This window comes from Methanosarcina sp. UBA5, assembly GCF_002505485.1.
In the GTDB taxonomy this organism is placed as follows: Archaea; Halobacteriota; Methanosarcinia; order Methanosarcinales; family Methanosarcinaceae; genus Methanosarcina.
The window spans coordinates 1-24,532 of sequence record NZ_DAVG01000012.1; the positions used below are offsets into that span (position 1 = coordinate 1).

The 24,532-nt window shown below is 40.6% G+C and carries 18 protein-coding genes and 1 pseudogene; 10 read left to right on the top strand and 9 right to left on the bottom strand.

Going from position 1 to position 24,532, the window contains the following annotated elements; all coding sequences use genetic code 11:
• Window positions 1–350 precede the first annotated feature (350 nt).
• Window positions 351–1,871, bottom strand: coding sequence for a glutamine synthetase family protein (locus BP621_RS00835; RefSeq protein WP_292387326.1), 1,521 nt, complete (start codon window positions 1,869–1,871; stop codon window positions 351–353).
• Between the two features lie 441 nt (window positions 1,872–2,312).
• Between BP621_RS00835 and BP621_RS00840 the strand changes: the two genes are divergently transcribed.
• The 4 genes from BP621_RS00840 to BP621_RS00855 all read left to right on the top strand — a co-directional run bounded on the left by BP621_RS00840 (window position 2,313) and on the right by BP621_RS00855 (window position 7,136).
• On the top strand, window positions 2,313–3,494 hold the full coding sequence (locus BP621_RS00840; RefSeq protein WP_292387329.1) for an FprA family A-type flavoprotein: 1,182 nt from the start codon (window positions 2,313–2,315) through the stop codon (window positions 3,492–3,494).
• Between the two features lie 314 nt (window positions 3,495–3,808).
• Window positions 3,809–5,077: an APC family permease gene (locus BP621_RS00845; RefSeq protein ID WP_292387331.1), complete on the top strand. Its 1,269-nt coding sequence runs from the start codon at window positions 3,809–3,811 to the stop codon at window positions 5,075–5,077.
• A 536-nt stretch (window positions 5,078–5,613) separates the two neighbouring features.
• Window positions 5,614–6,786 carry a type III PLP-dependent enzyme gene (locus BP621_RS00850; protein ID WP_292387334.1) on the top strand — a complete coding sequence of 391 codons (1,173 nt, stop codon included), beginning with the start codon at window positions 5,614–5,616 and terminating at the stop codon, window positions 6,784–6,786.
• 215 nt (window positions 6,787–7,001) lie between these two features.
• Window positions 7,002–7,136, top strand: a complete 135-nt coding sequence (locus tag BP621_RS00855; protein WP_292387336.1) for a hypothetical protein — start codon at window positions 7,002–7,004, stop codon at window positions 7,134–7,136.
• Window positions 7,137–8,927: 1,791 nt separating this feature from the next.
• Here BP621_RS00855 and BP621_RS00860 read toward each other — a convergent pair.
• The 5 genes from BP621_RS00860 to BP621_RS00880 all read right to left on the bottom strand — a co-directional run bounded on the left by BP621_RS00860 (window position 8,928) and on the right by BP621_RS00880 (window position 14,691).
• Window positions 8,928–10,373: a 2-oxoacid:acceptor oxidoreductase family protein gene (locus BP621_RS00860; protein WP_292387339.1), complete on the bottom strand. Its 1,446-nt coding sequence runs from the start codon at window positions 10,371–10,373 to the stop codon at window positions 8,928–8,930.
• 2 nt (window positions 10,374–10,375) lie between these two features.
• Window positions 10,376–11,431, bottom strand: coding sequence for a 3-methyl-2-oxobutanoate dehydrogenase subunit VorB (locus BP621_RS00865; protein ID WP_292387342.1), 1,056 nt, complete (start codon window positions 11,429–11,431; stop codon window positions 10,376–10,378).
• 20 nt (window positions 11,432–11,451) lie between these two features.
• Window positions 11,452–11,700: a 4Fe-4S dicluster domain-containing protein gene (locus BP621_RS00870; protein ID WP_292387344.1), complete on the bottom strand. Its 249-nt coding sequence runs from the start codon at window positions 11,698–11,700 to the stop codon at window positions 11,452–11,454.
• Window positions 11,701–12,164: 464 nt separating this feature from the next.
• Window positions 12,165–13,844, bottom strand: coding sequence for an AMP-binding protein (locus BP621_RS00875; protein WP_292387347.1), 1,680 nt, complete (start codon window positions 13,842–13,844; stop codon window positions 12,165–12,167).
• Between the two features lie 292 nt (window positions 13,845–14,136).
• The gene (locus BP621_RS00880; protein WP_292387351.1) at window positions 14,137–14,691 is read right to left on the bottom strand and encodes a helix-turn-helix domain-containing protein; all 555 of its coding nucleotides are present in this window, start codon (window positions 14,689–14,691) and stop codon (window positions 14,137–14,139) included.
• A gap of 692 nt (window positions 14,692–15,383) precedes the next feature.
• Here BP621_RS00880 and BP621_RS00885 point away from each other — a divergent pair.
• Window positions 15,384–16,937, top strand: a complete 1,554-nt coding sequence (locus BP621_RS00885; RefSeq protein WP_292387354.1) for a PKD domain-containing protein — start codon at window positions 15,384–15,386, stop codon at window positions 16,935–16,937.
• A 160-nt stretch (window positions 16,938–17,097) separates the two neighbouring features.
• On the opposite strand, the gene BP621_RS00890 is transcribed toward BP621_RS00885, so the two are convergent.
• Entirely contained in the window at window positions 17,098–17,601 is a 504-nt protein-coding gene (locus BP621_RS00890; protein WP_292387356.1) for an amino acid-binding protein, read from the bottom strand.
• Between the two features lie 115 nt (window positions 17,602–17,716).
• Between BP621_RS00890 and BP621_RS00895 the strand changes: the two are divergent.
• Both BP621_RS00895 and BP621_RS00900 read left to right on the top strand, forming a co-directional pair.
• A pseudogene (locus tag BP621_RS00895) lies at window positions 17,717–18,055 on the top strand (ISH3 family transposase); the annotation flags it as partial.
• Window positions 18,056–18,186: 131 nt separating this feature from the next.
• On the top strand, window positions 18,187–18,981 hold the full coding sequence (locus BP621_RS00900) for a carbon monoxide dehydrogenase accessory protein CooC (protein ID WP_292387374.1): 795 nt from the start codon (window positions 18,187–18,189) through the stop codon (window positions 18,979–18,981).
• A 51-nt stretch (window positions 18,982–19,032) separates the two neighbouring features.
• Here the strand turns inward: BP621_RS00900 and BP621_RS00905 are convergent, their stop codons facing one another.
• Window positions 19,033–19,641, bottom strand: a complete 609-nt coding sequence (locus BP621_RS00905) for a tetratricopeptide repeat protein (protein ID WP_292387359.1) — start codon at window positions 19,639–19,641, stop codon at window positions 19,033–19,035.
• 1,170 nt (window positions 19,642–20,811) lie between these two features.
• Here BP621_RS00905 and BP621_RS00910 point away from each other — a divergent pair.
• Together BP621_RS00910 and BP621_RS00915 are read left to right on the top strand one after the other, a co-directional pair.
• On the top strand, window positions 20,812–21,996 hold the full coding sequence (locus tag BP621_RS00910) for a trans-sulfuration enzyme family protein (protein ID WP_292387361.1): 1,185 nt from the start codon (window positions 20,812–20,814) through the stop codon (window positions 21,994–21,996).
• A gap of 263 nt (window positions 21,997–22,259) precedes the next feature.
• Window positions 22,260–22,760, top strand: a complete 501-nt coding sequence (locus BP621_RS00915; RefSeq protein ID WP_292387364.1) for a type 1 glutamine amidotransferase domain-containing protein — start codon at window positions 22,260–22,262, stop codon at window positions 22,758–22,760.
• 222 nt (window positions 22,761–22,982) lie between these two features.
• On the opposite strand, the gene BP621_RS00920 is transcribed toward BP621_RS00915, so the two are convergent.
• The gene (locus BP621_RS00920) at window positions 22,983–23,258 is read right to left on the bottom strand and encodes a hypothetical protein (RefSeq protein ID WP_292387367.1); all 276 of its coding nucleotides are present in this window, start codon (window positions 23,256–23,258) and stop codon (window positions 22,983–22,985) included.
• A gap of 376 nt (window positions 23,259–23,634) precedes the next feature.
• Between BP621_RS00920 and BP621_RS00925 the strand changes: the two genes are divergently transcribed.
• The gene (locus BP621_RS00925) at window positions 23,635–23,964 is read left to right on the top strand and encodes a HesB/IscA family protein (protein WP_292387370.1); all 330 of its coding nucleotides are present in this window, start codon (window positions 23,635–23,637) and stop codon (window positions 23,962–23,964) included.
• The last annotated feature ends 568 nt before the right edge of the window (window positions 23,965–24,532 follow it).

The window sequence follows — 24,532 nt, forward strand, 5'->3', positions numbered from 1 at the left end:
TTAAGTATCCATTTACAAGACTTTCTTAATGCAGAGTTGCATTACCAACTTCTGTAACCGTGACGCTAAGAAACCTCACTTTACAAAGAAGCAACGGTACAGAGGTTTAAACGAAACCATAAAGAGGTGAGAGTTCACTTCATCCCCAATCTAAAGAATGGGGTATTCGTGATCCTCTGCGCTCCCGAGATAATAAAAAACAGCCTGAAATAAAAGAAGTAAGAAGCCTATCTTCCGGAAAAATTAATAGAAAAGTATTTTCAAAAAATTTTGGTAGATCCCTGCTCCTGAGAAGCAGGAATCTGCATTTTTCCTAGTGGAAAAAAGGTTTTTTAAAGTGCTGAAACAGATTATCCAATGTGGATATAGGAGTCCACAAGTTTCCTGATTTCTTCGTTCTTACCGTAGAGTCTCTCACTGAGCTGGTTATCGTCGAGACTTTCAAGGTACTTTACGTTGTCGTTGATCATACCTTCGGTGAAGACATCGTACTCCAGGAAAACGTCTTTCAGTTTCTTCAGGGCCTGAGCTGACTCGTAGCAGGATGCAGGCAGGTGCTCAAGCTGGGCAAGTCTGTCCTTGTGTTCGTCCTTGAAAATGTTGACATCGATGTAGAGCTTCTTTGCAACATCAAGAGCGTTGTCCATTTCAAAGCCGTGGCGAATACCTACAGCAAAGGCTGCAAGAAGGAGGTAAAGGTCAGCTGAGGGGTCTGCAGCACGGAATTCGAAGGTAGACTTGTAGCTGTGACTCTTGAACTCGTCGTTGTAGTTCGGGTTGGCGATGGCTACCATCTTGCTAGATTCTTCAGCGAACCAACCAAGAGGCACACGGACCAGAGCAGAGCGGTTCCTGTCTCCCCAGCAGATGTTGGTAGGAGCTTCCTGGTGAGGTACAAGGCGCAGGTAGGATGTGGGAATTCTGTTTCCAAAAGCAGTAATTCCTGATGCAATATCAAGAAGGCCGGCTATTGCAGTTTTTGCAGTGTCGCTAACGCCGCCATTTTCGACCATAACGCTCTTTCCATCTTTTAAGAGCTTCATGTGGACGTGCAGCCCGCTGCCTGCTTTTCCGACAGTAATCTTTGGAGCAAAGCTTACAATTACACCGTACTGGTCAGCAAGCATTCTGAGCATCCACTTTGCAATAAGCAGACGGTCGACACTGTTCTCAAGCGTGTCAGTCTCGAATTCGATTTCGTTCTGCTCGTAGTAGTATTTATCGTCAGTAAAGTTTCCGACTTCAGAGTGTCCGTACTTGATTTTTCCGCCAGCTTCGGAGATATACATCATTGCTTCCTTTCTAAGCTGGTCGAATTTGGTGAAGGGATTGGATTCGTGATATCCTTTCTGGTCAACAGCCGGGAAACCCATGCTGACATCTTCTTTGTTGGCGATGATGTAGTATTCGAGTTCGCCCATTGCATGGAGTTCATAGCCTGTCTTCTCGGTCAGGACCTGGGCAGCTTTCTTCATGACGGTTTCGGAAGAGCTTGCGAGAGGGCTTCCATCCTTGTCAAAGTAGGAACAGAGGATATCCAGGGTTGGGATCTCTTCAAACGGGTTTACGAAGGCAGTCCTGTATTTAGGAAGGACATAGAGATCGCTTGAATCTGCTTCGATGTATGTAAAAAGGCTTGATCCGTCGACTCTCTCACCGGCGGAAAGTAAGTTGTCAAGGTGTTCTTCATCTCTTATCACGAAGGCGAGGGCTTTAAGTCTCCCATCTCCACCAACGTAGCGGAAAGTCAGCATCTTAATGCCGTTCTCCTTGACGAACTTTATAATATCCTCTTTGGTGAATTCGCTTGCTGGCTTATTGAGGTACTGTACCAGTTTATTAGGATTCAATTCTATGGATGATGTTTTCATAATTATCCCTTCTTTTTTAACTGCAATATTCTAGGTAACTGCAATATTCTAGGTATTAAAGCCTCATTTCAATACCGAATATTTTCCAGGCTTGCGGATTGCCACATTGGCCATAATTTTTTAGACTCTTGCCTGCTAGGAAGAAGATAACTTACTGCTGTCTATATAAAGTTTTTCTTTTTTTTATTTTTCTAAAGAGATACTATAAAAAGAGACTGTAAACTTCACTTGAATTTTTAGAAACTTCTTTTTTCCTAATCGAGTTAAAGCGTCAGTTAAAATCTAAGGTTTTATCAGTTAAGGATTTTGCCTAATAAATATATCGGACAAATACAATATAGTCATTAAATAAATCCAGTTGTCGGACTGATAGATGCAGACATCTTTATCTGCTTCTTATTTCAAGCTGTTTTATTGCATCGGGAGAATGGAGGTAAAAATATGGAGATTTACAGTGTTCCTGAGATTGCTAAAGATGTGTTCTGGGTTGGGGCAAAAGACTGGAGCCGCAGAATGTTTGACGCTTTGGTTCCGCTGCCTCAGGGGACAAGCTACAACGCTTATCTTGTAAAAGGAGAAGAAAAAACAGCGCTTATTGATACCGTAAACCCTGGTTTCGAAGAGGAGTTTGAAGAGAAAATAAACTTGGTTTCCAGCCTGGAAAAACTGGACTACCTGATTATGAATCATGCTGAACCCGACCATGCCAGTGCAATTCGTTATATTATGGATAGGGCTCCAGGCTCAACGCTTATTACGACTGAGAGAGGTGTGAAAATGGCAAGCCTTTACCATGATCTGCCAGAAGACCGGGTTAAAGTCGTTGCCGATGGAGATACTATTGATTTAGGAGGAAAAAACCTGCGTTTTATTGAAGCTCCTTGGCTTCACTGGCCTGAAACCATGTTTACTTACTTGCCTGAAGACAGGGTTCTTTTCCCGTGTGATTTCTTTGGGGCTCACACAGCCCAGGGCGTTTATGATGAGGATCTGGAAGACCTTATTCCTCTTGCAAAACGCTATTACGGCGAAATCATGATGCCTTTTGGAAAAATGGGGGCAAAGGCTCTTGAAAAAATTAAGGATCTCGATATCGCGATTCTTGCGCCTAGTCATGGACCTATCTACAAAAACCCGAAGCGCATACTTGAACCCTACTCAAAATGGACCGCAGGAAAAACCGAAAATAAAGCCCTTATTGTCTATGTGAGTATGTGGGGCTCCACAAAACTGATGGTCAGTACGGTTGCAGAGACCTTACTGAAAGAAGGCGTAGATGTCAGAATCTATGACCTTGAAGTCGCGGATACAGGAGATATTGCAGGAGAGATGGTCGATTCCCGCGCTATTATCCTTGGAGCTCCGACCGTCCTTGCAGGCATGCATCCTCTTGCCCTTTACGGCGCTTACCTGGTAAAAGCTCTCAATCCGCCTGCAAAATATGGGGTTATACTCGGATCTTTCGGCTGGGGTGGAGGCGCTCTGAAGCAGGCAGGAGAAATTCTGGTTCCCTCGAAAATGGAAATTGTGGGAACTCTTCAGGTGAAGGGCAAACCCAAGGAGGAAGATTTGAAAAAGGTTGAGGAAATCGGCCGAGAACTCGCTAAAAAAATGAAAGTATAACCTGAAAGGGTTATATCCTCAAACTTGAAAATCTTTGTTTTAAGCCTGCGTGTAAGGTCTCTTTCAGCCCGTTAAAATCCGGCTGGTCAAACCGGTTAATTTATCCTGGTGACCTTACTTAGCCTTTTTCAGAGACTTATGCGGAGTTACTTAATGGTAATATTTTTAAATTTTTGGGAAGAGAATTTTTGAGAGTTGATTAATGGAAAGTAATTACAGTTTCTCAAAAGATAGTCTTTCTAACAGGCCGAGGTTCCATTTCTATTATTATTTTTATTATCTTGAATTTTTCAAGTTTTGGCGGGGGTTTTCTTATGAAAGGGGAGTCTGAACTGAAAAAGGAACTGAATTTACTGGAAATTACTCTGATAGGAATTGGCAATATTCTCGGAGCAGGAATCTACGTGCTTATGGGAAAAGCTGCAGGGCTTGCAGGCAATATGGTCTGGTTTTCTTTTCTATTTGCCGGAGCAACAGCCACACTTTCTGCCTTTAGCTATATGGAACTCGCTTCCATGTTTCCAAGGGCTGGAGCGGAATATGGATTCGTAAGAAGAGCTTTTGGAGAACGCATTGGCCTGTTTGTGGGGCTGCTTGTCATATATTTTGTAGTAATAACGAGCTCTGCGGTTGCCCTCGGGTTTGGCAGGTATTTCAGCAATCTTTTCGGGAATGGGTATTTAACAGGGACTTTAGGCCTGTTTATCTTCCTCAGCCTTATCATGGTTTACGGGATAAAGGAATCTGCCAGGCTGGCTATTCTAATAAGTTTTATAGAAGTTTCAGGGCTTCTAATTGTAATTTATACAGGTCTCCCTTACCTTGGAACGGTAAATTATCTTGAAACTCCAGATCTGGCAGGAATATTCGAGGCTTCAACTCTGATTTTTTTCGCATTTCTAGGTTTTGAGGATATTGTACGATTATCCCAGGAAACAAAAGAAGCCGAAAAGACAACTCCAAAAGCCCTGCTTATTGCGGTATTTTTTACGGTTTTCCTATATATATGCGTAGCAGTAACTGCCGTAAGTGTGCTTGACTTTAGGGTTCTTGGACATTCAGGGGTTCCCCTTGCGGATGTTGTGGCTGTTTCTCTGGGGAACAATGCTTTTGTCCTCATGTCGTGGATAGCTCTTTTTTCCACTATGAATACTGTACTTGTGGTTATGCTTGGAGGGTCAAGGATTGTATATGGTATGGCAGATTCAGGATCACTTCCGGGAATTTTCTCACGAATACACCCCAGTTACCAGACTCCTTGGGTCGCAATTTTAGGAGTTGCCTCTCTCTCAGCCCTGTTTGTGCTATTCAGGGATATTGCAATAGTAGCAAATATTGCTAATTTTATGATTTTTATTGTCTTTTTTATGGTTAATCTCTCTCTGATAAAGCTCCGTTATACTGACCCTAAAAGAAATCGCCCTTTTAAGGTTCCCCTAAATATTGGCCGCTTTCCCCTGCTTCCGTTTCTTGGAGCACTTTCTACTGTATTTCTTTTTTTTCAGCTAAGTCTGGAAGTTATAACTTACGGTCTCGTGTTTGCAGGAATCGGGATACTGGTAGTACTGCTCAGAACTAGATAAAACCTGTTAAAACCGGTCAACATCATTTAAAATTAAATTACAAACTTCAAAAATCTGGTCTTCCGTGAGACGGATTAAAATGAGTTACTTCTAAAGAACATAGGTATAAAAGGGTTTTATAACCTTTTAATCGTTTAATTAAACTCCTATTTATTCTTAAATCCTTAATATCCCTTTATAGGATAAAAATCGCTCTTAAATATTCTGAGAATCTCGAAGATTCATCGCATCTTCTCCATATATAAAAGGGCTTTTGGTACCTTTAATACAAAAAAAGAACTTAATCAGGCCTTTTTTCATAATATAACTATTTTTATTAAATATTTATGGATTTCAGTTATTTTTATGTCTTGATATTCATCGAGAATTAGTTTTATATACATTAAATCCTATTTGAATCGCTTTATTTCGCTTATTATCAAAATAATTGATTCTAAATTGAATAATCATTACAATTTGTCAATATACTAAAAATTATTAACCAGTAGGTACATAAGTTTGATACAGATAAGTGTTAATTTTAAAAGGGAGTAGATATGAGAAAAGAGCACTATGTGTTCCCGCTGGAGGATTTCGTTTCAAGAGACGATTTTAACCGAATAAAAAAGTTCTCCCGGGATAAAGAAACCCCATTTTTAACTGTTGACCTGCAAAAGATAGAGCAAAGCTATGACGATTTAGTAGAACATATGCCCTTTGCAAAAATTCATTATGCTGTAAAGGCTAACCCCATGGATGAGGTTGTGCTTGCCCTGAATAGTAAAGGCTCCAATTTTGATGTGGCAACTGTTTACGAACTTGATCAGCTTCTCAGGCTTGGGGTAGAACCTGAAAGGATCAGTTACGGCAATACTATCAAAAAAGAGAAAGATATAGAGTACGCATATGAAAAAGGTGTCAGGCTTTACGTTACTGACTCTGACAGCGATCTGAAAAAGCTAGCTAGAAAAGCCCCGGGTTCCAGAGTGTTTTTCCGTATCCTTACTGAAAGCGACGGAGCTGACTGGCCTCTCTCAAAGAAGTTCGGTTCACACCCTGACCTGATATATAAGCTCATTCTGAAGGCTGAAAAATTAGGGCTTGAGCCTTATGGGCTTTCTTTTCATGTTGGCTCCCAGCAGAGGGACATTGGCCAGTGGGACAATGCTATTTCCAAATGTAAGTATCTTTTTGAGGCAGTAGCTGAAAAAGGTATACATCTGAAGATGATCAACCTTGGGGGAGGTTTTCCTGCAAAATATCAAGCTCAGGCCCATGACCTTGAGACCTATGCTGGGGAAATCCGGCGCTTTTTACATGAGGACTTTGGAGAGGAGTTGCCTGAAATTATCATAGAGCCCGGGCGTTCCATGGTCGCCAACGCCGGCATAATCGTAAGTGAAGTTGTAATGATCTCCAAAAAAGCCAGATTTAACCAGTACAAATGGGTTTATCTTGACATTGGCAAATTTGGGGGCCTTATAGAAACCCTTGATGAGTGCATCAAATATCCCATTTTCTGCGATAAAAAGGGTTGTGCCGAAGAAGTAATTCTTGCAGGTCCGACCTGTGACAGCATGGATATCCTGTATGAACATCACAAGTATAATTTTCCTCACACAATGCGAGAGGGAAACCGCGTATATATCTTTACTACAGGCGCCTATACTCAGAGCTACAGTTCCGTGTGTTTTAACGGTTTCCCCCCGCTCAAGGCTTATCTTATTTGAAAGCCTATTCGAAGACTCATTAACTACTTGAGTTCCGTCACCCGAGTTTCGTCTCGGGAGGACGGAGTCCTTTTCGCTCACTTTGTTCGCTCAAGAGAGCTGAATTATAGAAGTTATTTAGCTGAGCCAAGAGGGCTGAATTATGGGCAAGTAAGATTGGTTTTCAACTTACTGAGGAGGGCTGATGATTTACCACAATCTTTTTTTAAAAAAGCTTGCCTGCAAACCTTTTCAAAAAAGGCTTGAGCGAAAACGTTATTATCGGCGTGATAAACCGGCGCAACGGTTTTGATCAACCGACGCAACGGTTGTGGGTCAACGGTTGCGGGTCCAGAGGGCTGATTTCTTAAATAGTGCTATATTGTCTATAGCTTGAAAACAGGGAATAAAGAAGTAAAGCTACTTTTTCCGGCTTAGATATTCTCTATGGTTATGCTGTCCTGGTTCAGGCCGGTTGTGACTCTAATGTTCATGTGATTATAAAAATAAATGCAGATCAAGAGCAATAGGGTTTCCTCTCAATCTCTAGACTGAATTGCAGGTAGGATTCGAGAAGTTCCATAAAAGAGATCCTTAATGAAACTTACTGCCAATTTAATGCTTTAAATATTATATTTGATTGAATATTTTGACGTCATTAAAAGTTTCGCAACCAAACAAATGCAAGAGATGTTTGAAAATTCAGATTACGAACTGTTTTTTGGGTCGGTTATGATATATATTCCCACTCCACTATAAGAGTATAGATTAAGAGTAATAGGGTTTCCTCTTAATCTTTGGGTTGGATCGCAGGTAGGGATTCGAGAATAGGGACTCGACCTCTACCATCTACTTCTAAACTAATTTCTAGAATAACATGCCATTTTTCATAATGTTTTTATTTTTAATAAACCTTATGACCGTTCCCATGTTTATATGTTTATTTCTACTGTCGGCGACCGTTTCATAAATGGCTTTGCAGGTAGATATTTTTTCGTTTTCCTTCAGCTTTGCCTCAACAATAAAATCATAAATTTCTATACTTCCTGGCAGGTTGTGCATAAGATCAGATGTAACAGACTACTATACAAAAAAAAGCAGGATTTATAGAACGAAGTGTAAAATCCCAAAGTCTTTAGCCTAGGGGTAGTTCATCGAAATCATATTTAGTACTTGTAGTCTTTCTTCAGTGTACCATCTTATTAGTAAAGAAGTCTTTTCATATTACTTGAAGTCTTTTCATATTACTTGATAAAATGGTATTCACAAAGGTCAGATAAAATTAATATCTGCGAAATTTTTAATGCCATTAAAAATTTTGTATATTTAGAAAATAAGTATCCCACGCAAAATTCGAGTTACGAGTTGTTTTTTGGATCGGTTATGATATATATCTCCACGTTGTTATAAAATGCGTGTAGATTGAGAGTAATAGGGTTTCCTCTCAATCTCTGGGTTGGATCGCAGGTAGGGATTCGAGAATAGGGACTCGACCTCTACCATCTACTTCTATGTGAGATTAAAAGAATAGGGTTTCCTTTTAATTTCTGGGTTGGATCACAGGTAGGGATTTGAGAATAGGGACTTGATTCCTACCAATTACTTCTCAATCAATAAAACGTTTTTCCAATAAAATGCTTTTAAGCCGCTACTGCCTTATAACAAATACTTTTAGAAACAATTCATAAAATTCTTCTTTTTCTTACAATGTATTTAGCTTTAATAAAGCTTATGATTGTTTCCAGATCCATAAATATGTCTAATTATCTGTTTTTTAAGATCAAGTGAGATTCTCGATTGAGTTTATCAGAAGTGTATTCCTCCCCAGAGTAACTTTCTGTACAGAGGAATCTGAATAATAGCCAGGAACATAATAGCACAGGACACTTGGGCAGTTAAAGAGGACGAAATCATTTGAGGTCTGCTGAAAAATCACTTGAGAATTATTTGATAGTTACTTAAAAATTACTTGGTATTGATAGTTACTTGAAAACTTGATATTGATAGTTACTTGAAAAACTACTAATAAAATATCAACAGGCAGAGAAAATCTTCTCCACCTGTTTACGGAATTCAAATATCCTCGAAACTCGGTTTTTCTCAAACCTTGAAGTCTTCAAATCTCAAACTCCTCAAATCCAAATCTTCAAAACTTAAAGTCCTTAGAACTTAACGTTTTCTCTTGCCCATTGTGCCCCAGCTTCGAGAACCATCTGGTTAAACTCGATAACTCTGGGTTTCCCTGCAAAGTTTTCGGCAAGGGCTTCCTTGAAGACCTCTTCTTTCAGGCCGGTTGTATTAAGGCCCATAAGGACTCCAAGCATGAAGGAATTGGCAGCTTTCTCAGAACCGGCTTCTTTGGCTTTTTCGGTTGCAGGAACGGCAACGGCCTTTACATGCGCAGGCGTTTCAGCTTCGCCAATGGACGAATCATAGAGAATAAGGCCCCCTTCTCGGACTACCCCTTCAAACTTTTCAAGGGAAGGACGGTTCATAGCTATCAGGATGTCCGGGGTGTAGACCGTAGGAGAGCCTATTGACTGACCTGAGATCACTACTGAGCAATTTGATGTACCTCCTCTCTGTTCCGGGCCATATGACGGGAACCAGGAAGCATTGAGGTTTGCCTTAACTCCGGCCTGTGCAAGGATTATGCCCATGCTGAGAACACCCTGCCCTCCGAAACCAGCAATCTTAGTCTGGATCGGGGCAAAATCCTTTCTGACAGGTTTTTCTTCGGCGCCCGCTTCAATCCCGTAAAGCTTCTCAAGGGTCTCAGTTGTAAAGTCACTGACTCCACGATGCAGAGGCTCGACTTCTTCGGATTTATCCCTGAAGTTCTTGACAGGAAATTCCTTTTCCATTTCCTCATTTATGAAATTGATGGCCTGCTCCGCATTCATCTTGAGGTTCGTCGGGCAGGGAGCAAGGACTTCAACAAAAGCATACCCTTTGCCGTCGCGCTGGATTTCAAGTGCCTTATGCACGGCTTTTCTGGCTTTCCTTATGTGGGAAATGTCCGAGACTGAAACCCTCTCAATAAAGACCGGAGCCTTAAGGTTGTCCAGCAGCTCGCATATATGGAGAGGATAGCCTGCAAACCGGGGGTCTCGGCCATCCGGACATGTCGTAGTCTTTTCACCCACAAGAGTTGTAGGCGCCATCTGTCCGCCTGTCATTCCATAAACGGTGTTGTTTACGAAAAAGACTGCAAGCTTTTCACCCCTATTTGCGGCCTGAAGAGTCTCGTTCAAACCTATGGAAGCAAGATCTCCATCTCCTTGGTAGGAAATAACCACAGCATTTTCTTCAGCTCTGGAGACCCCTGTCCCAACTGCAGGCGCACGGCCGTGAGCAACCTGGATATTGCCTGTATCAAAATAATAGTAAGCAAAGACTGCACAGCCCACAGGACTGATCATAACGGTCCTATCCTGAATCCCAAGATCATCAATTGCTTCAGCAATAAGTTTATGCAGAACCCCGTGCCCGCAGCCAGGGCAGTAGTGAGTAGCTGTCGAGGCTACGGATCCTTTGCGAGGGTAGTCCGCATACAGAGCTTTTGGTCTTCCTATCACCTTTTCTCCGCTAATGATTTCCGCTGCCATTTTCATGCCTCCCCCGCAATTTTCCTGATTTTATCCATAATCTGGTCAAGGGTAATCAGGTTCCCTCCCATGCGATTTACAAGCTCTACAGGCTGTGAGCAGTTGATTGCAAGCCTTACATCATGTATCATCTGTCCATTGCTCATTTCCACGGAAATAAAGGAACATCCCCTGTCTGCCAGGGCTTTCAACTGCGCCTCAGGGAACGGGAAGAGAGTTTTCGGCCTGAAAAGCCCGACTTTGATGCCTTCCTGCCTGGCAAGATCTACGGCTGACCTGCAGATCCGGCTGCTGATCCCATAAGAAACAAGGATAATTGAAGCATCATCGGTCAGGTACTCCTCGTAATCGACTTCATTCTGCCTTATGAGCTCATACTTTGCTTGCAGTCTTTCATTGAACTCTCCAAGCTCATTGAAATCCAGAAAGATAGAGGTTATCAGGTTAGGTCTGGTTTCAGCCGTGCCGTTGACCGCCCAGCTGGTGTCGATCTCAGGGACAATAGCTTGCTTCGGGAATTTAAGCGACTCGATCATTTGTCCAAGTACCCCGTCTGCAAGCACCACAGTTGGGTTTCTATACTTAAAGGCAAGCTCAAAGGCTTTCATGGTAAAGTCACACATTTCCTGTACTGAATTCGGTGCAAGCACGATATTTTTATAGTTTCCGTGCCCTCCGCCTTTTACTATCTGGTTATAATCCGCCTGCTCCGGCCCTATGTTTCCAAGGCCTGGACCTGCCCGCACAACATCCACAATCACGCAGGGAAGCTCGGCACCAGCAAGATAGGAAATCCCTTCCTGCATTAGGCTAATTCCGGGGCCTGAAGAGGATGTTATGACCCTGTGCCCTGCAGAGGCTCCTCCGTAGACCATGTTAATAGCTGCCTCTTCTGATTCGGCTTGGACGAATTTCCTACCTATTTTCGGGAAATATTTTGATGCATCATGCAAAATTTCACTTGCCGGAGTTATCGGATACCCGAAGAAACAGTCACATCCGGCATAGAGTGCACCGACAATTACTGCGGAGTTGCCTTTTATGAGTTGTGTTGCCATATTTTTCCTCCTTTTTTGCCTTACTTTGCTCTCTCTTCTTTCAGGGGAATATGAATCTCGATTGCAAGCGGTTCTGGGCAGGTATAATAGCAACTTGCACAGCCTGAACAGCCTTCTCCTTTGTATTCCACATAATGGTAACCCCGGGCGTTCAGGTTTTCACTCATGAAAAGTACGCCTTTGGGGCAGGCTAGAAGGCAGCGCCCGCATGCCTTACACTCCAGAGTATTAATTACAGGGTATGGTTCTTTTTTATCATTCTTTGACATATGAGATCCCCTCATTTTGTTCATTTTTCAGTTCTCTTTGGACTCTTCTAAGGTTTCAGGTCCATTCACGAATTCGAATCATCCGGAGTTTTCGATATTTCTTCCAGGATTTTTCCAGCCTCTATTTCCTTAAACCGGTTTTCTGTGACGGAAAGAAGAGCCTCAGGTCTACATAATTTCTTACGTTGCAATTGTATAATCTATTAGACCCTAAGTTAGCAGAAATAAAGATAAAACTATAAAGTGGATTTTGAACCAAATCTTCTTAAGAGCAAACTTTCCAGAAAGTTTAAGGTACTTATTTCTTTCCTTTTTTCCTTTTTTGTTTTGATCCGAAACTTATCGACTTTCGGATCAAAACAGGTTTTGTTTGCTTTATCAGAATTTATTTGCTTTATTAGATCTTATTTCCTTTTCTATTATTCTCAGATTCTAATCTGATCTGGGTTTTTCAGGTAATATCTCTACTTTAGCTCATTTTGATCTTTATCCCGGATCTCAACTCTGCGGATTTTTCCGCTAATTGTCTTTGGAAGTTCATCCACAAACTCTATAATTCGAGGATACTTGTAAGGTGCAGTAACTTTTTTTACATGTTCTTGGAGTTCTTTCTTAAGTGAATCTCCAGCCTTGTATCCTTTTGTGAGCACAACGGTTGCCTTGATAACCTGGCCTCTTATAGAGTCAGGAGCACCTGTGATTGCACACTCGAGTACTGCAGGGTGCTGGATAAGAGCGCTTTCCACTTCAAAAGGCCCGACTTTATAGCCCGAGGTTTTTATGATATCGTCAGCCCTTCCCACAAACCACAGGTAGCCATCTTCGTCCATCCAGGCCATATCTCCTGTATGATAATAGCCGTCATGCCAGGCTTTCTCAGTTTTCTTAGGATCTTTCCCATAGTGGACGAAAAGTCCGACCGGCTTTCCTTCCTTTGTGTTAATTACGATTTCTCCTTCTTCCCCGACCTCACAAAGCCTGCCGTCCCTGTCCATAAGCTCAATTTTAAAGCCTGGAGACGGCTTTCCGATAGACCCGGGTTTTGGTTCCATCCATGGGTAGGTTGCGATAGTTACAACAGTTTCAGTTTGCCCGAACCCTTCCATGAGCTTTATTCCGGTGTATTCCAAGAACCGGTTGTATACCTCAGGGTTAAGAGGTTCGCCTGCAACGACCGCATATTTCACGTTACCGAAATCGTACTTTGAGAGATCTTCCTTTATCAGGAAGCGGTAGATTGTTGGCGGGGCGCAGAAGGTTGTAACCCCGTATTTTGTGGCTTTTTCAAGCATATTTTTGGCTTCAAACCGCTCATAGTCATAGACAAAGACTGCACAACCGGCTATCCACTGTCCATAGAGTTTTCCCCATACGCATTTTCCCCAGCCGCTGTCTGCAACCGTATAATGCAGCCCGTTATCTTCCACGTTCTGCCAGTATTTTGCGGTGAGAATATGCCCGAGAGGATAGGTAAAGTCGTGTTCCACCATTTTTGGGAAGCTCGCTGTTCCTGAAGAAAAATATACAAGAGAAATATCACTATTTTTCGTAGCAGCCTCGCCCGAAGGGCGTTTAAAATCAGGGGAAGCTTCCTCGAGTTCTTTTCTGAAATCAATCCAGCCTTCTCGGACATTTTCTCCAATGACTGCTTTTTTGAGCGGGATATTTCCGCATTCGGAGTGTGCTTCGTCTACCTGTTCGGGAACTCCGTTTTCCGATATGCAGACGATCATCTTCAATCCGGCTTTTTCAATCCTATAAATGATGTCACGCGTCTTGAGCATGTGGGTTGCGGGTACAGCAATGGCTCCCAGTTTATGCAGTGCAAGAATACAATACCAGAACTCATACCGGCTCTTCAAGGTAAGCATTATATAGTCGCCTTTACCTATCCCATGCTTTGCAAAGAAATTTGCGGTTTTGTCGCTGTAGTACTTCAGGTCTTTGAAAGTAAAAATTCTCTCTTCCCCTTTATCGTCACACCAGATCATTGCGATCTTCTCAGGGGAGTCTCTTGCATAGACATCGACTACATCATAGGCAAAGTTAAAGTTTTCAGGAACGAGGATTTTGAAATTTTTCTCAAAATCCTCATAGGATTCAAAGTCGGTTTTAAAAACAAATTGGCTAAGCAAAGAAGTCATTCTGGACACCCGTTTTATCTATTTATTTTTATAGCTTTAGATTTATGAAGGTTACATACCTCATTTGAATTTCAAGATTTTAGTCCGGATATCGGATTTCTTGTCGGGTTTGAGACCAAATTATATAACTCAAACAAATAAATTCAAATCACGTTAATTCGAACAAATAAATTCAAGCTTCATTAAATCAAATTACATTAAACCAAGGGACATTAAATTTAGTCATATTACAGAATTAAGTTATAAAATACATCAAATTTATTATGTTAAATTTTATATAATTTAATTGAAGTTAGATTATAACTGCCAGGAATTTGGCTGTTTCACCTTCCAGGGCTTCCATGGCATGTTCGTAAGTGGAGTCAAAATAAATGGAATCTCCTTTTTTCAGGACAATCTCATTATTGTGGATATAGACCTTCAGGCTTCCTTCCAGCACATAGTTAAATTCTTGCCCTGGGTGAGAATTGGTCTCAGGTTTTGTCCCATATGGTTTGGGTTCGACTGTAACTACAAAAAATTCAGCCTTTTTATGAATGAATTTTTCAGCCAGGTTCTGATACTTGTACTGCTTCCTCCTCTCAACGTTGACCCCTTTTCCGTCCCGTGTGACTGTAAAGATATTCATGCGCGGCTCTTCCCCTGTAAGGAGAGTAGCCATGTCTACACGCAGCTTGTGTGCAATTTCGAAAAGCATACTTGCCGGAATATCTTCAGTTCCATCTTCGTATTTCCCATAAGTTTCATCGGATACCTGCAGATGTTCTGCCATGTCTTTGACCGTGAAATCCGAGAGTTCACGCAGTTCACGTACTCGATCTGCAATTTCTTTTATTTTTTCCTGCATGATACGCATTCTCCAGCTGAATTTTCCAAGAATTAACTAAGATCTGCTTAAAAACCTTTGGCTTTGCAGATTTTATACCTGCTTTACAGAGATTTTTTTCTTCCAGATCCATTGAAAATTATAATTAATATACGTTATCATTCAGTCCCTACAGTCATATTTTTATAAGAAATCTGTGAAAGAACTGAATCTTAGCAGATTCAAACATGCAGCTTTAAAAATAAGGTTATCTTAAAGGATTTGAGAAATAAGATTATTTTACAAGATTCGGGAAATAATGGCTAAGGTCTAATTAATTTTTTCACTTTTGTTTTTCACTTCTTTTTAACTTCTGTTTTAGAATTTATGTTTTTTAACGCATATTTTCTAGCGTAACTGGATCAGGCTTAACTTAATCAGGCTTAACTTAATCAGGCTTTAAACTTCAGAGTCTACTTCGGAATTTTAACCTAACCCCATAATTCAAATTTAGGGAAATTTGTAGAAGGCTCTTATTTTACTTTTCACTCCAAAACTTTATATGCCGGGTGAATTTATGATAAAGACCTCAAATACCTCCTTTTTCCGAATAATGTCTTATTATATCTTTTAATTTTAATTTCTATTTTCTAATATTTTTTTAAATCAACAATTTTATATGTATCCTTTTAAAAAATAATGGTGTAAATTCCTGGATTGATGTGCGGGTTAAAATGACAAAAATTCAAATTTTCAGATGGGTCTGCTTATTTGCAATATTTCTGGCTCTGGTTCCTATTTCAGAAACCGGCGCAGCAGAAAATATTTATGTTCCCCCTGGAGAATCGATTCAGGAAGCAATAGATAATGCCTTGCCAGGTGATACTATCCTTGTAAAGCCCGGAGAATATAATGAAAGCATTCAAATCAATCAGGATAACCTGACAATAATTTCGTATTCAAAAAATCCTTACAATACTGTTATTACCGGAGTGAATAAAGAGAGCAATGTATTCAAGGTAGTTAGCAGTAACGTGACAATCAACGGTTTCTCAATAACCGACAGCAAATGCGGGATTTACCTGAGTGGTGCTCAAAACTGCATAATAAATAACAACAATATCTCGGGAAATTATATCGGAATCTGTCTGTCTAAGTCCAAAAACAACACCCTGAGCAATAATCTCGTATCTTCAAACGCCGATTGTGGTATCAAGTCACTTACTTCTTCAGGCAACACGATATACAATAATTACTTTAATAATACGAATAATGCCAGGGACGATAAACTCAATACCTGGAACTGGACCTCAGGCAACTGCTGGAGTGATTACATCGGCCAGGATGATAACGGAGACAATATCGGCGACACGGCATATGTCATAAATCGTCGCACAAAGAGTATGGATTACATGCCGTTAATGAATTTCGTTCCGGAATTTCCCGTGATGCCGAAAGCAGTTTTTACTTCCAATGTGACAGTCGGGTATGCGCCTCTTACGGTTGAGTTTACAGATATCTCAGAAAATGCCAGCTCGCTGTTGTGGAGCCTTGGAAACCTGGGAACATCGAACTCTTCGGACTTTTTGCATACTTTTGCCAATGAGGGTAATTATACGGTTACCTTGAATGCCACGAACGAGAACGGCAGCGACTCAACCGATGTGATCATAAATGTCTTGAAAGCTCCGGACCCTTCGGTTCCGATATTTCCTGAGGCTAAGTTCGGTGCCAATGTGACAGTCGGGTACGTTCCTCTCACGATACAATTTTTTGATTTTTCCAAAAATGCAGCCTCGCTTTCCTGGAGCTTTGGAGATAAAAAGAAGTCTTGCTGCCCAGATCCAAAACATACTTTCTGCTGTCCGGGAAACTATACAGTTTCCCTTACTGCAAAGAACGATAATGGCAGTTCTTCAGCCTGTGTTGTTATTCAGGTCCTGAAGCCGACAAACCAGTCCTCTACTGAATATATCGTTAACCCGAGATATATCGTAAATTCAGGCTCAAGCCACAGAAACGAGAGTAATGATACCAAGGGATTTCTGAACCGGAAAAGTCTTGAGTCTGTTGAGAACTTCGCTCTTTCCTTTACTGAAACCCGACTGCTTGCAGAAGTGGGATCATCGGTAGGGCACGAAATCCTCAGGCTTGCTGACACTGTTGAAAATATCACTGAGAACTCAGTATACAGAAATGAAATAAGAAATATTTCTATGCGTGCGATGTTTTTGGGATTTCTTGGAATATCTTTAGGGCTTTCCGCATTTAGAAGAGGCAGAAAATAAGGTAATATTCACAGTTAACATTCCAGTCAACATTCACAGTTAACATTCAGTTAACAATTACAAAAAGCCTTTTTTCAATTGAAAAAACAGTTTCTTAAGTGGAGTTTCCTATCTCACTTCCACTTTGTTTATGGAATCTTAATCTCTGGTGGAAGAAAATTCAGTAAATGCTTACTCCTTTAACCGAGGGCAGTTCGAGAATTTTGTCCACGAGTTCTCCAGGCACTTTCTTGTCAGTAATGATTGTAAGTCTTGGGTTATCAGTTAGATAGGGGTCATCCGAGACAGCCTGGCGGATGCTTACTTTGCTTCTGGAGATCAGGCTTGCAACCTCCGCAAGGATGCCCACGTCAGCGGCATCTTCCGGGATAATAATGATTACTCCGAGGCCAAGGGAAGGAGCTACGTCTCTGAGGAAGGGAATGGAATGAACATTTTTAAAAATTCTGCTTAAAAGTTCATCTGAAATAATGGTCTTTGTAGTTGCGTCGACTACTCGCCGGTCAACGCCTGCTTCTTTTGCAAGTTGAGTATGTGCTATCTCAATACTTCCGGAGGTGACCTTCCCTTCTTCATTCACCTGAAACCCGCGTTCAAAGAGCAATTTAAGCACTTTTGCCTGCGCAGGATATTTTTCAAACTTTTTGAGTAATGTCTGCCACATATGAACTTAAGTTTAAACCGGGTTCCCTGATATATAGTTTCTTATTACGACAGTAGCTCCAAATCTCCTTAGTTCTGAAATCCGTTTCCTAAAAATGAGAGTATAATGAAATATGTCTACTGTTTTCGAATATTATTTTCAGGAAGGAGGACCTACTTTCAATATTGTAGCACTATGGGATCAAGAGAAGATACATGCTATTTGCAACAAATAAAAAGTGGATTCAATAGACATATTTGTAAAGCAAATACCTGAAGAATAAAGGAAAAGATGGAATATAGAAACAGGATATAGAGTAAAAAATGATTTTAAGATACGAACATGCTCTAAATCACCTACCGCAAGGACGTTATTTTTTGTAATAATGTATAATGTATAACATTTTGAACGTCTTAAAGTCAGTTCTTGATATTACAGCATACAAGTGAAATCAGTAATCAATCAAGACATTATAATCGGAACTACTGGATAAATGAATAAGTATAAACAGCTTGATGGCTATACCTCCTGCTTAGAAAATCACTATAACTGATCTAAATTAGTAGTTGATATAAAATAGTTAATCTAAATTAATATTCAGGAGGGATCCTCATAAAAATAGCAATTACCGGAAAAGGCGGCGTTGGAAAAACAACTCTCTCAGGCACTCTGGCCAGACTGTTTGCAAGAGACGGGTACGAGGTACTGGCAATAGATGCGGACCCGGATATGAACTTGGCATCTTCGCTTGGGGTCGAAAATCCCCCAAAGCCCCTGACAGATTTCAAAGACCTCATTCAGGAAAGGGCAGGTGCTGAAGGCGGGGCTTTCATCTACAACCCTAAAGTCGATGACATTGCAGGTAAATACGGAGTTATAGGGCCTGATGGAGTCAGAATGCTGGTTATGGGCACCGTGGACCGCGGAGGAAGCGGCTGCATGTGTCCTGCCTCGGCTTTCCTGAGGGCTCTTCTCAGACACCTTATGCTCAGGGAAAAAAGTGCAGTGATCCTTGATATGGAAGCAGGGATCGAACATCTCGGAAGGGGCACTACAAGAGGAATGGACCTCATGATCGTGGTAGTTGAGCCAGGAGCAAGATCGCTTGAAACGGCTGAAAGAATAAAAAAGCTGTCTTCCGAAATAGGGATAAAACACCTTGCTGCCGTAATTAATAAAGGAGGCGCGGGGAAAGTTAATGGTAAACTTGAAGAGATGGGTATCCAGGTACTTGGAGAAATTCCCTTTGACCCCAAGTTAATGCAGGCCGACCTGGAGAAACGAGCTCCTATTGAGGTCGGCGGCGAAGCTGTTGACGCCATAGTAAAAATTAAGGAAAAACTGATGAAAGTCGTTGAAGAGATCAGAATAGAAGAGGAAGCTAGCAAGAGCAAAAAGTAAAGGCCGGTTTCCGGCCCTGCACTTTTTTCTTAAATTTCTAAAATTCTTAATTCAATTGAAGCTACTGTCCGGAGAGTCTGCTAAAGTTCCTTTTTTATAAATAACTTCCAGAAGCCTCAATTTCTTTTCTCTAATCAAAACATCCGTCGGATCGATATCAAGCGCTTTGTCATAACACTGCATGGCTTCCCCATATCTTCCAAGGCTTTCCAGAACTGTACCTTTTTGATATAACGAGAATACATCTTCAGGATTTACTTTCAGGACTTCATCATAAGACTCAATCGATTTTTCAAATTCCTTTAAATTATTGAAGGCAAAGCCCTTGAGACACCTGATCCCCAGATTTTCAGGATCGATTTCAAGAGCCCTGTCATAGCAGGCAAGAGCTTCCTTTGATTTCCCCATCCTATCCAGGGCGAAACCTTTCTGGATCCAGGCATCGAGGCATAAAGGGTCCAGATTTAAGGCTCTATCATACAGCCTGATTTTTTCTTCGTAATTGCCAGTCTTGCCGGCTTTGATGAGAAGCTGCCTGAGATCCTCTGGTTCTCCGGTTTTTTCTGCCGCTTGCGACCACTTTTGCTTTACTTTATCCATCTTTTCACTCACATTTTCTTCTGTCATATCGGAATCCTCGCTTTTCCAGTGAAAGCTCATTCCGGACTCCTTCCGGGTTTTTGCCACACCTGGCCGTTTTTACATTTCACGCATGGAACCAGAGCTAAAACTGGTATTTTGCACTTTTTGTTTTCAATGAGATATACTTTTTCTGATTTGAATATTATAGAATTAGGATTTACGCATTTGCCTGCAAAGCAAGCAAATGCGTAAGTTCCGGTCGATTAAATGCCGTGTACGAACAGTATAAAAACATAGACAAAAATAATGATTTTTGTATTCAAATGAAAGAGCATAATTTAGATTCGTTCATATAATTTCTTGAAAAGAAGTAATCATTAATTTTTCCTTTTATATTCCTTCTCTCGTTTCTGTTTTATTCTTTTGCCTGGTTAGCTTGTCTCTGTATCCGTGAGAAACTGCAATAATTTTCTATCCTTTATGTACTAGAAAAATCATCCTGGCAGCTGCAGGCCTTCAATTATAAAATAAGAAGGAACAAGGGAAAAAACTGACCCCAATGTCAAGATCGAGAATTTAAATAATGAAGGAGGTTATGTCTACCAGACAGTAACTATGTCTAGTAGATAGTAAACATGTTCGTGTGCACATCTACTTGTTTTTACATGAGGATTCGTACTTTAATTCTCGTTTTACGAATTTCAACAAATCTAATATGTCCGAAGGTATTATTTTTTCGTCCCATTTAAACCGGTCTCCTTTCCAAATAAAATATAAGACAACCAACCCAAGTAAGGAAGCATACGTTATACCGGTATACTCGCTTATTTCTCGTAAAACTCGTGCTACATTCTTTGGAATCGTCAGCATATAAACAACAACGCGAGTTAAAGTTTATATGACTTACGCGGCTGAAACGAGAAATCAATAGCGTTGAACCTTTAACCGTCTAAAACTTATATTTAGCTTTCTGGTGTTCGTTTGTTGAACTTCCCAACAAATACAGGGATATTTTCAACCACACTATAATATTCGGAAGACCACGCATAATTTTTCAATGTTTTTCTCAAAAGAAATGAACAACTTTCATCAGATGCCAAACCCCGAAGGTAACCTATACCATAGGTATCATCTATCTTTATTAGCTTCAGGAAAAAGAGAAGACTTTTTCGATCTTCCCGCCAAACAAATAATTACCGGAAAAGCAATACTTATTCCGGAGATTCATTTTGACAGAGGTTTGGGGAGATGGAAAGAGAAGTGAAGTTCGCAACAAAGTGTGTACATGCAGCGGAAAAGCCGGATCCGGTTTTCGGGGCGCATACAACTCCGATATTCCAGACTTCAACTTTTATTTTTAAGAATGCCAGGCAGGGAGCAGCGAGGTTTGCAGGAGAGGAATCAGGATACGTATATGCTAGAATTCCTCCAAATACTCCCACACATGCGGTTCTGGCTGAAAAATTTGCTGCGCTAGAGGGCGGGGAAGCAGGCCAGACTTTTGCCTCGGGAATGGCAGCGATCACTGCAATTGTGCTTACTGCCCTGAAGCAGGGAGACCACCTTATCTCAACGGATGTGATATACGGCTGCACCTACAACCTCTTTTCTCAGGTTTTGCCAGGCCTTGGAATAGAGGTCAGTTTCGTCGATACATCTAAAATCGAAAATGTAAAGCGAGCCTTTAAATCCGAGACGAAAATGGTCTTTCTTGAGAGTCCTGCCAATCCTACGCTTACTGTATGCGATATTCCCGAAATAGTCAGAATAACCAGGGAAAACGGCGCCCTCTGCGTTGTGGACAACACTTTTGCAACACCTTATTTCCAGAGGCCTCTTGAACTTGGGGCGGACCTTTCCTTAAGCAGCTGTACAAAATATATAGGCGGGCACGCAGACCTGCTTGGCGGAATAGCTACAGGGAATAAGGATTTTATGGACAGGATGTCTGAGGTTGTCGGATATACAGGAGGCATTATGGGCCCCCATGAAGCCTGGCTCTGCATAAGAGGGCTTAAAACCCTTCATATCCGGATGGAAAGGCACGCCGAAAATGCAATGAAAGTTGCAGAATTTCTTGAATCCCGCCCAGAAGTTGAATGGGTTAGGTATCCAGGGCTTCCAAGCCATCCTCAGCACGAACTTGCACAAAAACAAATGAGCGGATTCAGCGGTATGCTCTCTTTTGAGGTAAAGGGCGGAATTGAAGCCGGGCGGAAGCTTATGGACAATGTAAAGCTCTGTTCTCTTGCTGTGAGCCTTGGAGCCACGGATACTCTTATTCAGCATCCTGCATCGATGACTCATGCATGTATCCCGCATGCAGTAAGAAAGAGCGTAGGCATAACTGACGGACTTGTCAGGCTCTCGGTAGGGATCGAAGATTCCGAGGACATAATTATAGACCTCAAACAGGCCCTTGAAGCAATTTAAGCCTGCCAGACAGAGCCACCTTTACCTATTTTATTTTCAAAATAAGACAAGGTATATGTGCTGTAGGAATAATCATTCATTTGCGAAATTAAATATTCAAAATCAAACCTGTAAAATTAATTCAGGAAAGTCGAATCCGGAAACTTAATTTCGGAAATTTAATTCTGGAGAGTTAAATCAGAAAAATTAATCTGGAAAAATTAATCTGGAAAAACTAAAAAGCAAGGCTAAAGCCGTAAAGCTAAAATCTGGGGGAGTTTCATATGAAAGCACTTGTATTCGGAGCCGATGGTTTTGAAGATCTTGAACTTTTCTACCCTTACCACCGCCTGAAAGAAGAGGGAATTACAACACATATAGCTTCAATGAAGAAGGGGCCGATTAGAGGAAAACAGGGATATGAGATTAATGCTGACGTCGCCTTTAAGGATATAAACTCTGCAGATTACCATATTCTTGTGATATCCGGAGGAAAAGGCCCCGAAAAGATGAGACTTGACGAAAGTGCACTTGAGATTGTAAGACACTTTTTCAAAGAAAACAAGCCGGTTGCTGCAATTTGCCACGGTCCACAGGTTCTTGTCTCTGCAGGTGTCATAAAAGGCAGGAAAACAACCTGCTGGATAGGGATAAGAGATGACATTATAACCGCAGGAGCACTTTATGAGGATAAAGAAGTTGTAATTGACGGAAATTTTGTATCCTCAAGAAGTCCTGCTGATCTTCACGCCTTTGGAAGAGAAATGATTAAGCTGCTGAAGTAAACAGGAAACAGCTTTTGTTTTCCCCTTATTTAATTATTTATTTCTTTATCTGCAGTTTTTTTAGCTTTGTTTTTAGTTTTTCTTTTTGAATTTCTGTTTCCCAGACCCGTCACTAATCGTTACTAATCAGTAGATATTTTTATGAATATGAAAATTGGATCGCAATTGTCAAACTATTCCTACAAATTGTGGTCTCATTTTCAATCAGGTTCATAATGTCGATTACCAACCTTTTTTAAACTTTTTTGGAAGCTTCTGCTCCTTGCTATTAGCTTTTCTTTCACGCGTTGATCTCTTAGCTTTTTTTGTTTCAGGAGTTTCAATTTTGGAAATATTTGAATTTTGATTTTTTTTAATTTTAGATGCTTCAAAAGAAGACAGCTTATTATCTTCCTCATCTTTTTTCATGAAGTTTTTCACGCCATTTAGTATTTTCTTAAAAGGATTACTCTTTTTTTCGGAATTATTATGCGGATTAATAGGCTTATTATCAACCATAAAAATGCACCCTTATTTTATTATTTATTATATGTAAGCAATATCAATGAATTAGTAGTATAAATGCTAACAATAACGATTATGAGTTATTGTAATCGAAAAAAGTCCCAGATCCGCTGTAATTTGCGGAGCCCTTTACGATTATTTTGGGATTTTTGAATCAATTGTGCCAGTCTTTAAGGATGTTACAACCTTGAGATTTGTTTTATTACTGATGCGTTTTTCATAGTTTTTTGTGTTTTAAGGACGATAATCGGCCAGATCAATCATATATTCCACATCTGGCGTAATGATTGAGAAAACAATAGTAATGGTCAATAATACTATATACGCATACCGCCAATTAATTTGTATATACGTTATGGGGGATTTATAAGTGATAGAAATAACAAACAGAGCCGCTGCAGAGCTGAAAGCTTTGATGGAAGACTCAGGGAAATCAGGATCAGCAATAAGAATATATATAACTGGATCAAGCATAGATGCTCGATATGGGCTAGCACTTGCTGATGATATAAATGACAATGATATAACCATGGAAAACAATGGTATCAAAATCGTCATGGCAAGTGACGTAGCGGTTGGCTTTACTGATGGTAGCATTGATTTCGTAACTGACAGAACAGGTAAAAATTTCATAATACAAAATGCTGAATCCGGCACTTGTGACAACTGCGATGAGTGCGGCATATGTGATGCTGATTAATAATCTGCGAAAATCAGATTAATGTTTTTTCATCCTTATCCCGAGCGATATTCTTGCCTTTGTTCATGGCTTCAGGAAAGATAGCTATATTACGAACCGGGATAGTGGAGTTTCTGAGGTAAATGAAATAAAGGAGAAAAAGAGATTTTAGAACTGAAATTCCTGCTCCAAAAAAGCTTCCGCGAAGTACTGTATCGGGTATTAATTTATATATATATTTTAACTGCATATGTAGTAGTGTGAAACAGTACAAAACTATATTTGCTCTCAAAAAGTATATTTTCAGACCTGAAAGCTTTGCAAAAAAGATGGGGAATCAATCCCAGATACTGTCAGAAGACTGCATAATGATTACTAGGGTTGTATTGAAAAAATTCAGTACAGATATTCAAGAGATATGATGAATGACGGGTTATTTACTCAGTAGATTTCTATCACTGAATGTGATACAGTAGGTACAGTTTACGATATACTGAATATTTCATGAAGATAGTAGAAGATGAATGACCTTGTTAGCTCCCAAAAGACGTTCTTAATGAAATCAGTTGGATGCCCAACACCTGGATGC

What these genes read in the sequence shown, in the direction of transcription:
- BP621_RS00850 (WP_292387334.1), top strand. Translation starts at nt 5,614, where the DNA reads ATGAGAAAAGAGCACTATGTGTTCCCGCTGGAGGATTTCGTTTCAAGA.
- BP621_RS00885 (WP_292387354.1), top strand. Translation starts at nt 15,384, where the DNA reads ATGACAAAAATTCAAATTTTCAGATGGGTCTGCTTATTTGCAATATTT.
- BP621_RS00860 (WP_292387339.1), bottom strand. Translation starts at nt 10,373, where the DNA reads ATGGCAGCGGAAATCATTAGCGGAGAAAAGGTGATAGGAAGACCAAAA.
- BP621_RS00920 (WP_292387367.1), bottom strand. Translation starts at nt 23,258, where the DNA reads ATGGTTGATAATAAGCCTATTAATCCGCATAATAATTCCGAAAAAAAG.
- BP621_RS00840 (WP_292387329.1), top strand. Translation starts at nt 2,313, where the DNA reads ATGGAGATTTACAGTGTTCCTGAGATTGCTAAAGATGTGTTCTGGGTT.
- BP621_RS00915 (WP_292387364.1), top strand. Translation starts at nt 22,260, where the DNA reads ATGAAAGCACTTGTATTCGGAGCCGATGGTTTTGAAGATCTTGAACTT.
- BP621_RS00845 (WP_292387331.1), top strand. Translation starts at nt 3,809, where the DNA reads ATGAAAGGGGAGTCTGAACTGAAAAAGGAACTGAATTTACTGGAAATT.
- BP621_RS00880 (WP_292387351.1), bottom strand. Translation starts at nt 14,691, where the DNA reads ATGCAGGAAAAAATAAAAGAAATTGCAGATCGAGTACGTGAACTGCGT.
- BP621_RS00870 (WP_292387344.1), bottom strand. Translation starts at nt 11,700, where the DNA reads ATGTCAAAGAATGATAAAAAAGAACCATACCCTGTAATTAATACTCTG.
- BP621_RS00910 (WP_292387361.1), top strand. Translation starts at nt 20,812, where the DNA reads ATGGAAAGAGAAGTGAAGTTCGCAACAAAGTGTGTACATGCAGCGGAA.
- BP621_RS00835 (WP_292387326.1), bottom strand. Translation starts at nt 1,871, where the DNA reads ATGAAAACATCATCCATAGAATTGAATCCTAATAAACTGGTACAGTAC.
- BP621_RS00865 (WP_292387342.1), bottom strand. Translation starts at nt 11,431, where the DNA reads ATGGCAACACAACTCATAAAAGGCAACTCCGCAGTAATTGTCGGTGCA.
- BP621_RS00890 (WP_292387356.1), bottom strand. Translation starts at nt 17,601, where the DNA reads ATGTGGCAGACATTACTCAAAAAGTTTGAAAAATATCCTGCGCAGGCA.
- BP621_RS00905 (WP_292387359.1), bottom strand. Translation starts at nt 19,641, where the DNA reads ATGAGCTTTCACTGGAAAAGCGAGGATTCCGATATGACAGAAGAAAAT.
- BP621_RS00875 (WP_292387347.1), bottom strand. Translation starts at nt 13,844, where the DNA reads ATGACTTCTTTGCTTAGCCAATTTGTTTTTAAAACCGACTTTGAATCC.